Here is a 13,281-nt window from a genome sequence, read left to right on the forward strand (position 1 = left end):
AGATCGCTGGAAAGAGCGCTGCGAGTCGGATGCGGAGGCTGCGCACCGAAGGATGCTGCCAGGGGCCGCGCGCCGGTTGAAACCAGCGTCGCTTTATTGGATGAAGCGGTGTTCGATACGGGCACGCGGGGCGCCGGCGGGGGAGCGAGCACGGCCGTTTCGCCGAGAGTCCGCGCCGCTATCGGGGCGGCGGCGGAGCGCGCCGGGCGCTCCCCTGCCGATGCTGCCGCGGTGTTGCGCGGCGACTTGCCGCCGCGCGCCTTGGCGGACTTGACCGTGGGGGAGCGCGTCGCCACGTCAGGCCCGCGATTCGAGGATTTCGACCGCCGGCAGCTTCTTGCCCTCGAGGAATTCGAGGAAGGCGCCGCCGCCCGTCGAAATGTAGCTGACCTTGTCGTGAATGCCGTACTTGGCGATCGCCGCGAGCGTGTCGCCGCCGCCTGCGATCGAGAACGCCGGCGATTTGGCGATCGCCTCGGCCAGCGTCTTCGTGCCGTTGCCGAACTGGTCGAATTCGAACACGCCGACCGGGCCGTTCCACACGATCGTGCCGGCTTTTTCCAGTTGAGCGGCCAGCGCCTTGGCGGTTTCCGGTCCGATGTCGAGGATCAGGTCGTCGTCCTGTACGTCGGCGACGGCCTTGACTTCGGCCTTGGCGGTGGGCGCGAACTCCTTGGCCGTGACCACGTCGGTCGGGATCGGCACCGAGGCGCCGCGGGCTTTCGCGGCCTCGATGATGGCCTTGGCCTCGTTCACCAGATCGGCTTCGGCGAGCGACTTGCCGATCTTCAGACCCGCGGCCAGCATGAACGTATTGGCGATGCCGCCGCCGACGATCAACTGGTCGACCTTGTCGGCGAGCGACTTCAGAATGGTCAGCTTGGTGGACACCTTCGAGCCGGCGACGATCGCCACCAGCGGGCGCTTCGGCGCGCCCAGCGCCTTGCCGAGCGCTTCGAGCTCGGCGGCCAGCAACGGCCCGGCGCACGCGACGGGCGCGTACTTCGCGATGCCGTGCGTGGTGGCCTCGGCGCGGTGCGCGGTGCCGAATGCGTCGTTCACGTAGACGTCGCAGAGCTTCGCCATTTTCTGCGCGAGTTCGTCGGAATCCTTCTTTTCGCCCTTGTTGACGCGGCAGTTTTCCAGCAGCACGACCGAGCCCGGCGCCACGTTCACGCCGTTCTCAACCCAGTTGGAGACCAGCGGCACGTCCCGGCCGAGCAGATCGGCGAGGTGTTTGGCGACCGGCGCAAGCGAATCTTCCGGCTTGAAGTCGCCTTCGGTCGGACGGCCCAGGTGCGACGTGACCATCACGGCCGCGCCGGCGTCGAGCGCGGCCTTGATCGCCGGCACGGAGGCGCGGATGCGGGTGTCTTCGGTGATGTTGCCTTGATCGTCCTGCGGCACGTTCAAATCGGCGCGGATGAACACGCGCTTGCCGGATAGCTTGCCTTCGGCGATCAGATCGGAGAGACGCAATACCTTGTTCATGGGCGTTTGTGTGCGAGTTGATGAGAAGGCGGTGGCGGACGACGCGCGGCGGGCGAGGCGCGACAAGCTTCAGCGCTTCGGCACGGCGGCGGCTCCACTGAATCGGGTGCCGGCGGCGGGGCCGCGGCTCGCGCGATGCAGCGGCGCGGTTATCCCGGAAACGGCCATTTTAACTGATCCTTACGGCCTTCTGACCCGCGGCGGGGCGTATGCCCCGTATTTGCCAGCCGCTTGGCCCGTGTCGCGACGCAGCATTTACCGCCCGATCCACGCCCCCCAACTCACACGACAAGGCGCAGGACGGTGAATACGAGCATCCCGACGACGATCGTGCCAAGCATGGTGCGCCGCCACAAAAACCACCCGAGACCGGCTAGCGTCGCATAAAACTCGTGGTTGGACGGCGCGAACGACAGACCTTCGGGCGTCGCCAGCACGTCGGGGAGCACGACGGCGGCCAATGCGGCCGCCGGCGCATAACGCAGCATCCGCTGCACGCGCTCCGGCAACACCGTGCGCTCACCACCGATTAGAAACATCGCGCGTGTCACGGCGGTGACCAGCGTCATGCCGAAAATGGCCAGCCAGATTTGCGTGGATGTCATCGGGAATCTCCGGCGCTGTTGCTACGGATACGGCGCAGATCGGCGCGCTCGACCATCAGATCGGCGGCGCTGCCGGCCACGATCGCGGCGATCACCGCGAGCGGCAGCCCGAGCCGGTACGGCAGATCGAAGGCGAGCAGCGACACCACGCCCGCCACGCTGACCGCGACCAGCGTGGAGCGCGTCGCGATCGCCGCCACCATGATGGGCAGCAGCGCCAGCGTGCCGGCGAGGCCAAGGCCCCAGTTGTCGGGAATCATGCTCGCCAGCAAGATGCCGGCGACCGACGACACTTGCCACGACAGCCAACTGCACAGCGCCATGCCCCAGAAATACGCCTCCTTGCCCGGCACGTAGCCGGTCGGGAAGCTCTTTTTCTGGAACAGCAGATAGATCACGTCGCCGTTGAAGTAGCCGAGCACGATGCGCCGCCACATCGACAGATAGGAGAAGTGCGGCGCGAGGCCGACGCTGAAGATCACAAAACGCGTATTGACCATCGCGGCCGTGAGCAGCACGGTCCAGATCGGCAGCTTGGCGGCGAGCAGCGGCAGCACCGCCAGTTGCGACGAACCGGCGTAGCACAGCAGCGACATGGCGAGCGCCTGCGGCACCGTGAGCACCGACTTGCTCATCGCGATACCGGTGACGAGGCCCCACGAGAAAATCGCCATGAGCGTGGGCGAATACGCGCGCGCGCCCTCGATAAAGGCGCGGCGATCGGTATCGGACAGACGAGCGAGCATGAGGCGAAACGCGGACGCGAGGCGGCGCCGCAACGAAGGGGAAGTCGGCGCCAGGTCGTCAAGCACCCGCTGGCGCATCCGGATATGAATTATGCGTGCGCCGAATTATAGCGCCCGAAGTGCGGCCAAATGCCCGTTTGGTGTGCAAAAGACGCTAAAATAACGCTCCTCGCATGACCCCACGAGAAAACGCCGGGCAGCCCCAGGTTTTCTTGTCCCTGCGCTTGTCCCCGCGCTTGTCCCCGCGCTTGTCCCCCGCGGCCTCGCGCAAGGCGCCGGGTTCGAGGGCACTCACAAACGCACAACCGCACCCGCTGGAGAATCGTATGTCAATGGCCGACCGCGACGGCAAGATCTGGATGGATGGCAAGCTCATCGAGTGGCGCGATGCCAAGATCCACGTGCTCACCCACACGCTGCATTACGGCATGGGCGTTTTCGAGGGCGTGCGCGCCTATAAGACGGCCGACGGCGGCACCGCGATTTTCCGTCTGCAGGAACACACCAAGCGGCTACTCAACTCGGCCAAGATCTTCCAGATGGACGTGCCCTTCGACCACGAAACGCTCGCCGCGGCGCAGCGCGAAGTGGTCCGCGAAAACAAACTGGAGTCCTGCTATCTGCGCCCCATCATCTGGGTCGGCTCGGAAAAGCTCGGGGTGTCGGCCAAGGGCAACACGATCCACGTGGCGATCGCCGCCTGGCCGTGGGGCGCTTACCTCGGTGAAGACGGCATCGCCAAGGGCATCCGCGTCAAGACCTCGTCGTTCACGCGCCATCACGTGAACGTGTCGATGGTGCGCGCGAAGGCGTCGGGCTGGTACGTGAACTCGATCCTCGCCAACCAAGAAGCGATCGCCGACGGCTACGACGAAGCGCTGCTGCTCGACGTCGACGGCTACGTGTCGGAAGGCTCGGGCGAGAACTTCTTCCTCGTCAACAACGGCAAGCTGTACACGCCCGATCTGTCGTCGTGCCTCGACGGCATCACGCGCGACACGGTCATTACGCTGGCGCGCGACATGGGCATTCCGGTGATCGAAAAGCGCATCACGCGTGACGAGGTCTACACCTGCGACGAAGCGTTCTTCACCGGCACGGCCGCCGAAGTCACGCCGATCCGCGAGCTCGACAACCGCACGATCGGCGCGGGCGCACGCGGCCCGATCACCGAGAAGCTGCAGTCGGGCTTCTTCGACATCGTGAACGGCAGGAGCGAGAAGTACGCGCACTGGCTCACCAAGATTTAACGCGCGTTGCCCTGGCTTCGGCTGTTTAACGGCGCAACGCCCGCACCCTGCATACAACGAGAAAGTCTCATGAGCGAAATCAAGGAAATGCCGCTGGTCGAACTGTCGGCGAAAGATTTGCCGGCGTACTGCCCAAACCCGGCCATGCCGCGCTGGAGCGCGCATCCGCGCGTTTTCATCGACGTCACGCACGGCGAGGCGCGCTGCCCGTATTGCAGCACGCGTTACAAGCTGCGCGACGGCGAAGTGGTCAAAGGTCATTAAGACCGAACGCTACCCACTGAGCAGCGGGCGCTGGCGGCGCGGCGCGCCTGGCTGGTCCCTCGCGGGACGGCAGCCGGGCTTTCCGCTTGCTCCTGAGTTGCTGTCGGCTGATTCACCGCCCGATCTACCGCCTGATCCATTGCGGATTCCACTGCCCGGTTCGCCGTTCGGCGAGCCGCGCGTGGCCTTTCAGCGGGCAGCGGCGAACGTTAGGCGGCAGCCAGGGCAGAGGCAAACGCGGCTACGAGCGCCACACCGGGCGCGCGGGACGCAAGCCGCCACTGCGCATCCGGCTTTGCGGAACGAGCGCCAGGCAGCTCGCGGCAATTTCCCTTTTACCTATCCGAACGCCGCGCGCATGGCTCGCGCGGCGCTTCGACTGAACACCGGACACTCACTCTGATGCGTCGCGCGTTGGTTATCGCACCGAACTGGATCGGTGACGCATTGATGGCGCAGCCGCTGTTTGCGCGCCTCGCGAAATTGCACCCGCGCATGGTCATCGACGCGGTCGCGCCCTCCTGGGTCGCGCCCGTGCTCGAACGCATGCCGGAAATCCGCGACGTCTACGCCACCGACCTCGCGCACGGCAAGCTGCAAATGCTGCGCCGCTGGCAACTGGCGAGCGACTTGCGCGACGTCGGCTACGACGCCGCCTACGTGCTGCCGAACTCGCTCAAGTCGGCGCTGATTCCGTGGATGGCGGGCATCCGCTTGCGCATCGGCTATACCGGCGAAAGCCGCTACGGCCTGTTGAACGTGCGCCACGCCAATCCGCGCAAGGACGAGCGCCCGCCGATGGTCGACCAATACGCCGCCCTCGCCTACGCGCCCGGCGCGAAGGTCCCCGGCGATCTGCCGATGCCGCGGCTCGACGCCGATCTGAACGAAGCGGCGCGTGTCTCCGCGCGCTTCAATCTCGATACCCGCGTGCCGCTGCTGGTGTTCTGCCCCGGCGCCGAGTACGGTCCCGCCAAGCGCTGGCCGCCCGAGCATTTCGCGGCGCTCGCGCAAATGGTCGGCCAGTCGTTCCCGTACACGCAGATCGTCGCGCTCGGTTCGCCGAAAGATGCGCCGTTGGCCCAGGCAATCGCCGAGAAGGCGCCGAACGTGCGCAACCTGTGCGGCCAGACCGCGCTGGGCGAAGCGTGCGCGTTGATCTCGCGGGCCGGCGCGGTCGTCACCAACGATTCCGGTCTGATGCACGTGGCGGCCGCCCTGCGCCGGCCGCTGGTGGCGGTGTACGGTTCCACCGATCCGCGCCACACGCCGCCCTTGTCGGAGCTTGCGAAGGTACAATGGCTTCATCTCGAATGCAGCCCCTGTTTTCAGCGCGAGTGTCCGCTCGGCCATCTGAACTGCCTGAAGCAGTTGAGCGCCGAGCAGGTCTTCGGCGATTTGCGCGGCATGCTGCTCGCGCAACGCTGAGCCCACTGACACTCGCACGCAACACCGCACGCCCTGAGCGCGTCGCGTCATGTTCGCGCCTTGCGGCGCGGGCATTCTGGCGCTCGGGTGCGATCGTCCGGCGCGCCGGACTGTCCCGCTGACCGCTGCCCCGCAACCGCGCGCCGCGCACAAGAGACTGACGAGCCATGCCACGTTTTGCCCATATCTTCGAAGCCGCCGCCGATACGCTGAATGCCTACTATCAGGCCGTCGCCGAGGTCAATATCGACAGCTTGATGGGCCTGTGGATCGATGAGGAGTTCGTCAGTTGCATCTGCGCCGACGGCTCGCATCTGCACGGTCTCGACAGCATTCGCGCCGGCTTGCAGATCCAGCTCGAAGCCGCGCCTGTTTCCATCGAACCGCTCGATATCCGCGTCTACGACAGCCTCGGCACCGTCGTCTACGCGATCGCCGAAGCGCATCGCCCGGCCGATCCTACCGCCACGCCCGCCATGGTGTTCACCACTTACGTGATGGTCCACGAGCGCGGCGAATGGCGCATCGCGCACATTCATGCAAGCCCGATGCCGAACGAGGCCGCCAGCCAGTTCGCCACGAAAATGCGGCATGGCCAGGGCTCGCTGCACTGACGCGCGCCTTTTCCGTTTCATCTCCTGTTCGACGCCGGAATGAGCACGCCCCGCACGAAGTCCCCCGCCCCGAAGGAAGCCCTCTTGGGGAGCTGGGCGGCGACGCACGATCAATCCGCCGCTTCCGTCGCCGCCCGCGCCGCGGTCGCTGTCGACGCTACTGTCGAACTGCTCTATCGCGCGCCGCTCTGGCTGCCGAACCGGCATGCGCAGACCATCGTTCCGTCGCTGTTCGCGCGCCGCCCGGCGGTGACGTTCCGCCGCGAGCGCTGGGACACGCCCGACGGCGACTTCATCGACCTCGATTGGGTCGTGCACGATCCTGCCGGCAACGCCACTTCCGCCCCTCGGGCGCCTGCCGCCGACGCCCCGCTCTTCGTGCTGTTTCACGGCCTGGAAGGCAGTTCGGCGTCGCACTATGCGGCCACGCTGATGTCGGCCGCGCGCGAATACGGCTGGCATGGCGTCGTGCCGCACTTTCGCAGTTGCAGCGGAGCGTTGAATCTGTTGCCGCGCTTCTACCATCTCGCCGACAGCAACGAAGTCGATTGGATTCTGCGGCGCTTGCGGGCCGCGCATCGCGGGCCGATCGTCGTGGCGGGCGTGTCGCTCGGCGGCAATGTGTTGCTGCGCTGGCTCGGCGAGCGGCGTGACGATGCGGCGCCGGTTGTCTCGGCCGCGGCGGCCATTTCCACGCCGATCGACGTGCACGCCGGCGGACGCGCGCTGTCGCAGGGCTTCGGCATGGTCTACACGCGCAGTTTCCTGAAGACGTTGAAGCAGAAGGCCGAGCAGAAGCTGGTCCAGTTTCCGGGCCTGTTCGACCGTGACGCGATGCTCGCGAGCCGCACGATGTACGAGTTCGACAACGTCGTGACCGCGCCGCTGCACGGCTTTCGCGATACCGACCACTACTGGAGCAGCGCGACCACGCGGCCTTTGCTGCCGCACGTTCAGGTGCCGACGCTGGTGCTGAACGCGCGCAACGATCCGTTCCTGCCGGCCGCTGCGTTGCCGTCACGGCACGACGTGTCGGCCGCGGTCGAACTCGATCAACCGAGGCACGGCGGCCACGCCGGCTTCATGACGGGGCCGTTCCCCGGCCGCATCGACTGGCTGTCGCGACGCGTGTTCGGCTACCTGGAGCGGCACGTCGATCATGGATGACATCGTCAGGCAGGCCCTCGCCAAGTGGCCTAATGTGCCGGGTTGCACAGGGTGGCTGATGCTGGACCGGCGCGGCAACTGGCGCATGCGGGACGAGGCGGCGCAGGCGAGCGGCTTGCCCGGTGAGCCGATCCGGCATGAGGCGCTGCTCGGATTCATCAATCGGAACTACGACGCCGACGAACACGGACAGTGGTTCTTTCAGAATGGCCCGCAGCGGGTTTATGTCGAGCTGGGCTATACGCCGTGGGTGGTGAGGTTGTCGCTCGATGCCGCCGGCGCGCTTTCGCTGACGGATCAGGCCGGCGGCGCGTTCGAGCCCTCGGCGGTATTCGTCGACGATGAAGGCGGGATCGTGTTCGTCGATGGCTCCGCGCCGCCGAGGGTCGCGGTTTTGCATGATCACGATCTGGAAATTTTCGCCGATCACGCCACACTGACAGACGATTCGACGGGCGGCGAGTTGCGCTGGAACAATGGGCTGGTCTTGCCCTTGCAACCGGTGCGGCGAGCGGAAGTCGCCGCGCGGTTCGGCTTTGTTGCCAGTCCGGCGGCGCGAGTCTAGGGTCTCGGTTCCGGCTGTTTGCTCCGCGCGAGCTGTATCGCGGCTCTGCCGTTGAGCGGCAACGATGCCAACACGCCGCTAGCTCTTCTCGTCGAGCGGCAACGATGCCAACACGCCCCTAGCTCTTCTCGTCGAGCCGCTCCTCCTGATAGCGGCCCTCCATCTCATGCAGCCTCGCATCGACGGTTGCGAGGTCGTAGTAGCCAATCGCCTTCAAATCGCGCGCGTCCTTCAGTTGACGGATGGCCGATGGCCACGCCCCCTCGAGCGCGAACTTTTCCGCCATTGCGCGATGCTGTGTCAACGCATCGCCGCTGCCGGCGCTGGCCTGCGCGAGATACATCCACCAGGCCGGCTGGTCCGGTTGAGCACGCGTCTCCTGGCGGGCCAAGACCTGCGCATCGGCAAAACGCCGCAACGTCAGCAGTGTGCGGATATGCATGTCGATCGCAGCATTCGACTGCGGCCAGCGCTTTTGCGCGAACTCGGCGAGACGAGCTGCTTCGTCGTTGCGACCGGCGCGCCGCGCGATATCGGCGGCCAGCACGTCGAGGCTCGGCGAGCTGCGCGCGGGCTCCCCTGCTCCTTGCTCGCTCACGCCAAACGCCGCGCGCGAGGCAGCCAGCGACGCCGCCGCGTCGTCGTAACGGTCCAGCAGCATCTGTCCATAGGCGATGCCGTACCAGTTCGCGGCGACATTCACCGCTGTCCGGTCCTCGATCTCCGAGCGCAAGCGCGAAATTTCGTCCGCGTATTCGCCGCGCGAGCGATCCTGCAGCAAGCGCGCCCGCGCTCGCACGAAACCATATTCGGACGCTTGATGCGGCTGCCGGTACGGCGCGCGGCGCGCGCGGTCTTCCATGTCGGCAATCCGTTCGCCGGTCAGCGGGTGCGTGCGCGCATAGGCCGGGATGCCCGTGTCGCTCATCGACGCGCGATCGAGGCGGCCGAAGAAGCTCGTCATCGCATACGGGTCGTAACCGGCGCCGGCGAGCAGCAGGAAGCCGACGCGGTCCGCCTCGTGCTCGGCGGAACGCGAGAAACGCAACTGGTTGTCGATGGCATACGCCTGGCCGCCTATCGCGATCGCGCTGCCCAGGTCGCCGCTGTGCGCGAGCACGCCCGCCAGGACGCCGAACAGCATGCCGGCGAGCGCGGCGTAGGTGCTGCGCTCGCCGGCCGTGAGCATCCGCGAAATGTGCCGCTGCAAGACGTGGCCCATCTCGTGGCCGACGACGGACGCAAGCTCGGACTCGGTTTGCGTCGCCACGATCAAGCCGGTGTTGACGCCGATAAAACCGCCCGGCAACGAGAACGCGTTGATCTGCGCATCGCGCACCGCGAACAGATCGAAGTCCGGACGATAGCCGCCGATGTAGAGCGTGCTCGCCGCCGCGGCGAGTTTCGCGGCGACCGAGTTGAGGTAGTCGCGCACCAGCCAGTCGTCGAGATAGTCGGGATCGCGGCGCACTTCGCGCATCACGCGTTCGCCGAGTTTGCGCTCGGCCTGCGGCGTCAGCGAGTCTGAACCGCCGCTGCCGAGGTCGGGCAATTGCTGCGCGACGATCGGCGCGCGCCAGCCGGTGTTTGAACCGCCGCCCCGAAGGAAGTCCCGTTGGGAAAAGCGGCTCCGCGCGCCGCCATATACGCCGAACACGCCTTGTGCGATGCCGGGCGGCACGATCGGGTCCGCATAAGAATCGGCCGGGCCACTCACCAACGGCGATTCCGCGGACTGCATGGTGCCGGGCGTGACATTGGACGCGGCATGCGATTGCGCGAACGCGCCCGGCGGCGCGGCGAGCGCAACGGACAACAACGCGGCAAGAAAGCGTTTGAGACGCATCCGAGATCGGTATGACGAAGTCGAAAAGCGACGCCCGCCGCTCGGACTAAGATAGCGGGCATGGGGTCATTGTAGTCAGTCGCCGCAGTGCTTCGGACAGTTTGGCTGATCCGGGCCGCAGACACCTCGCTACGAATCCCCGCCCCGGCGCGCTGCTATGATAGGCGCCCTCTGAAGGAGCCCAACCATGCCTGAACTCACTCATTTCGACGCTGCCGGCCAGGCGCATATGGTGGACGTCGGCGGCAAGCAGGAGACCAAGCGCATCGCCATCGCGCGCGGCTCGATCCGCATGTTGCCGGAGACGTTCGCGCTGATCCGCGACGGAAACGCGAAAAAAGGCGACGTGATCGGCATCGCGCGCATCGCCGCGATTCAAGGCTCGAAGCGCACCGCCGATCTCATCCCGCTCTGTCATCCGCTTGCGCTGACGCGCGTCAAGGTGGACTTCGAACTCGACGACACGCTACCCGGCGTCCATTGCACGGTTCAGGTGGAAACACTCGGACGAACCGGTGTGGAGATGGAAGCGCTGACCGCCGTTCAGGTTGGGCTGCTGACGGTGTACGACATGTGCAAGGCGGTCGATCGCGGGATGACGATCACCGATGTGAGGGTGATGGAAAAGCACGGCGGGAAATCGGGGGATTGGGTGGCCGGGGGGTGACGACGCCCCGCTCACCTCTGCGGCGTATGAACGACAGCGCGGCTCAATCCTCCTCGCTCTCGTCGTCCTGATTGACGTCGTGCGGCGGCATGCCATAGCGCTTCATCAATTCCGCCTTGAAGCCGGTCAACGTCTTCTGCTCGTCGCACAGTTCGTACAGATAGCTCAATTGCGACGGCCAGTCTTTCAATTCCTCGGCGAAGATTTTCAGGCGTTCGACGGTGTCGAATGCCGCCGCCGTATCGCCACTCAGCGCCTGCAATACCGCATAGCGGCGCAGCACCGTTTCGCCCGGCAAGAGCGCCATCGCCTGCCTGTGCATGGCGAGCTTGTGCTGCAAGTCCATCGAATTCATCGGCAGCAGCGTCGCGAGACCGTAATCGCCCCACGCCCGAAAGAGGAACGACGGGTCCGCGCGATACTGCTCGGCGGGACGCGCGCCGTAATACAGCACCTCGGCGCGCGCGTAGTCGCGATACACCGGATAGAGCGCCGCGAGGCCGCCGAATACCACCACCACAAACGCGCCGAACGACAGACGCCCGGGAACGAGCCGCAACGGCCGCGTCTCCAGCAAGCCGAACACGAACATCGCCGGCAGCAGAAAGAACATGTACTGCTGCGGATATTCGACCAGCGCATGCATCACCAGCACGCCGATCAGCGCGATGCCGAACACGCGCGCGGCAGTTTGCGGCGCACGCACCACACGCACGAGCCACGTGACGAGGCCGAACAGCACGATCGCGAGGCCGATCAAGCCGGTCTTGGCGAGCAGGTCGATGAAAATGTCATGCGAGTTGTTGGCGATCTCGACGCCGCCCAGCGTCTTCGCGAACTCGTATTGATAGCTCGGGAATTCGCCCCAGCCCACGCCTAGCAGCGGATGCGTCTTGAACATCGTCCACCCGTACCTCCACAACGCGAGGCGCGGCGCGATCTGGCCGGCGTCCTTGAAGCGGTCGGCCGCGGATTGCCCGAGCTCCAGGTGATAGCGCACATTGGCCCAGCGGATCAAAGCATTGATCGCGAAGAACAGCACCGCCAGCACGATCGGGATGATCCATTCGCGATTGCCGCGGCGTAACTGAGCGTGATCGCGCGTCTGTGCGAACGCCATCCAGAAACCCGCCACCACGAGCACGCCCATCTGCAGCCACGGACCGCGCGAGACGGTCAACGCGAGTCCAACCGCGAAAATCGTCGACACCAGCAGCCAGATGCCGACGGCGATGCGCCGCGTCTGCACGAGATACAGCGCCCCCGCCATCGCGAACGCGATGTAGGTGGCGAGGTGGTTCGCCTGCGCCATATTGCCGAACGGCCGGCGCTCGGTGGTCACGTTATAGGCGACGACGAACGGCGACACGCGCACCTCGAGATGAAACAACTGGATCAGCTGACAGAACACCGCGAACAGACCGCCCACGATCAATGCCCCGGCCGCCCAGCGCAGCGCCGTCTCATTGAGCTTCGCGCGCGTGAAACCGTAGCCCGCCTGCGTCGCCATGAATGCGGCGAGCAGAAACCCGCCGCCGAGCCAGTTCATCGACGGCTGCGCGACCGGCAGCAACACCGATTGCGCCACCAGCAGCAGCCCGAACAGCAACGGTACGAGCGCGACGACGGGCGATGCGAACGAAATGCGCGGTGTCGCGCTGACGAACAGGAGCACGACACCCGCGCCGGTCAGCAGATACAGCGCGAGCGCGGTGAATTCAGCGTAGAACGTCGGAATCGGATACGTGTGGTTGACAACTGCATACGGCAGCACCAACGCGAGAGCCAACAGAACGAGAGAGAGGTAGCGCGCGAATGGGGTGGGCATCGAGTAACCGGTGGGCGTCAGCAACCGGCGCACTATACAAAAAAATCCTCCCGCTGTGCGCCGGCCGAGCTGAAATATGCCAAAAATCAGCCTTTTACGTCGATGCGCTCACTCATCCATCCGATTCGCGTCGTCGGTCACGAGCGGCATTCCGGCGGGGCGAGATTCGACGGCAAGGTGGGCGCTTCAGCGGGTGCGGGACCGGCGCCCGGCGCCGGCAGCGACGACGCGGCTTTACCGCCGGTGAAGCACTCCCACGTGAGCGAGCCCGCCTGCATGGCGCCCTTGCTCAACGCGACGCGCGCGGTCGGCGCATCCGCGTTGTCTGGAACCGATGGTACGAGCGCGAGCGTGTTCGAGCCGGCCGGCGCAACGCGCGTCGTGAAGGCGACGGTGATCTGGCCGGTATCTTCGTCGACGCGAACGGACTCCACGTTGCGCGTGGCCGGCGGCGACGCATAACCGCCGCCGAACGCATTGCCGCTCGCGGCATTTTCGGCCACCGCGAGCCGCGCCGATGCGGCGAGCGACAGCCCCTCGCCCACACGGCTGCGAGCCAGATAGTCCTGGTACGCGGGAATCGCGTAGGCGGCAATCACACCGACAATCGCCAGCACGATCATCAGTTCGATCAGCGTGAAACCGAAGCCGACGCGGCGGAATGCGCGCGTAAGCCGCGCGGACCAGCGCGCTTGCATAAACGTGGAACGCGAGCGCGGCACGGCGTGGGAATAAGGGGAATACGGCAAGGTAACGATCATCTGCAAGCTCCTGAAACGAAAAAAACGCCTGCCCCGCAAATCGGGAACA

Annotated in this window: 13 protein-coding genes; 7 read left to right on the top strand and 6 right to left on the bottom strand. The window is 65.9% G+C overall.

The features are described 5' to 3' along the window. Positions 1-297: 297 nt before the first annotated feature. The 3 genes from ACOCG7_RS27510 to ACOCG7_RS27520 all read right to left on the bottom strand — a co-directional run bounded on the left by ACOCG7_RS27510 (position 298) and on the right by ACOCG7_RS27520 (position 2,842). Complete coding sequence (locus tag ACOCG7_RS27510) at positions 298-1,491, bottom strand: phosphoglycerate kinase (RefSeq protein WP_083083236.1); 1,194 nt, start codon at positions 1,489-1,491, stop codon at positions 298-300. Positions 1,492-1,772: 281 nt separating this feature from the next. Further along, complete coding sequence (locus ACOCG7_RS27515; RefSeq protein ID WP_073429034.1) at positions 1,773-2,096, bottom strand: AzlD domain-containing protein; 324 nt, start codon at positions 2,094-2,096, stop codon at positions 1,773-1,775. Continuing rightward, entirely contained in the window at positions 2,093-2,842 is a 750-nt protein-coding gene (locus ACOCG7_RS27520) for an AzlC family ABC transporter permease (protein WP_083084193.1), read from the bottom strand. Before ACOCG7_RS27520 ends, ACOCG7_RS27515 begins: the two co-directional genes overlap by 4 nt. A 326-nt stretch (positions 2,843-3,168) precedes the next feature. Between ACOCG7_RS27520 and ACOCG7_RS27525 the strand changes: the two genes are divergently transcribed. The 6 genes from ACOCG7_RS27525 to ACOCG7_RS27550 all read left to right on the top strand — a co-directional run bounded on the left by ACOCG7_RS27525 (position 3,169) and on the right by ACOCG7_RS27550 (position 8,130). Further along, positions 3,169-4,092: a branched-chain amino acid transaminase gene (locus tag ACOCG7_RS27525; RefSeq protein WP_114163156.1), complete on the top strand. Its 924-nt coding sequence runs from the start codon at positions 3,169-3,171 to the stop codon at positions 4,090-4,092. A 69-nt stretch (positions 4,093-4,161) separates the two neighbouring features. Then, positions 4,162-4,356, top strand: coding sequence for a zinc-finger domain-containing protein (locus ACOCG7_RS27530; RefSeq protein WP_064268765.1), 195 nt, complete (start codon positions 4,162-4,164; stop codon positions 4,354-4,356). Between the two features lie 402 nt (positions 4,357-4,758). After that, a complete protein-coding gene (gene waaF / locus ACOCG7_RS27535; protein ID WP_083083234.1) occupies positions 4,759-5,784 on the top strand; it encodes a lipopolysaccharide heptosyltransferase II in 1,026 nt (341 codons plus the stop codon). Positions 5,785-5,951: 167 nt separating this feature from the next. After that, complete coding sequence (locus ACOCG7_RS27540; RefSeq protein ID WP_073429037.1) at positions 5,952-6,398, top strand: nuclear transport factor 2 family protein; 447 nt, start codon at positions 5,952-5,954, stop codon at positions 6,396-6,398. Between the two features lie 39 nt (positions 6,399-6,437). Next, positions 6,438-7,565, top strand: a complete 1,128-nt coding sequence (locus ACOCG7_RS27545; RefSeq protein ID WP_193615236.1) for an alpha/beta fold hydrolase — start codon at positions 6,438-6,440, stop codon at positions 7,563-7,565. Then, complete coding sequence (locus ACOCG7_RS27550; RefSeq protein ID WP_083083232.1) at positions 7,558-8,130, top strand: DUF2946 family protein; 573 nt, start codon at positions 7,558-7,560, stop codon at positions 8,128-8,130. Before ACOCG7_RS27545 ends, ACOCG7_RS27550 begins: the two co-directional genes overlap by 8 nt. 118 nt (positions 8,131-8,248) lie before the next feature. Here ACOCG7_RS27550 and ACOCG7_RS27555 read toward each other — a convergent pair whose 3' ends face one another. Continuing rightward, on the bottom strand, positions 8,249-9,976 hold the full coding sequence (locus tag ACOCG7_RS27555; protein ID WP_083083231.1) for a M48 family metalloprotease: 1,728 nt from the start codon (positions 9,974-9,976) through the stop codon (positions 8,249-8,251). A 187-nt stretch (positions 9,977-10,163) separates the two neighbouring features. On the opposite strand from ACOCG7_RS27555, the gene moaC reads away from it, so the two are divergent. Then, on the top strand, positions 10,164-10,643 hold the full coding sequence (gene moaC, locus ACOCG7_RS27560; protein WP_083083230.1) for a cyclic pyranopterin monophosphate synthase MoaC: 480 nt from the start codon (positions 10,164-10,166) through the stop codon (positions 10,641-10,643). Positions 10,644-10,686: 43 nt separating this feature from the next. On the opposite strand, the gene ACOCG7_RS27565 is transcribed toward moaC, so the two are convergent. Continuing rightward, positions 10,687-12,471 carry a PglL family O-oligosaccharyltransferase gene (locus tag ACOCG7_RS27565; RefSeq protein WP_083084191.1) on the bottom strand — a complete coding sequence of 595 codons (1,785 nt, stop codon included), beginning with the start codon at positions 12,469-12,471 and terminating at the stop codon, positions 10,687-10,689. Positions 12,472-12,608: 137 nt separating this feature from the next. Next, entirely contained in the window at positions 12,609-13,232 is a 624-nt protein-coding gene (locus ACOCG7_RS27570) for a pilin (protein WP_083083229.1), read from the bottom strand. Positions 13,233-13,281 lie beyond the last annotated feature (49 nt).

Origin of the sequence: Paraburkholderia sp. DD10, assembly GCF_049177125.1 — a bacterium.
In the GTDB taxonomy this organism is placed as follows: Bacteria; Pseudomonadota; Gammaproteobacteria; order Burkholderiales; family Burkholderiaceae; genus Paraburkholderia; species Paraburkholderia terricola.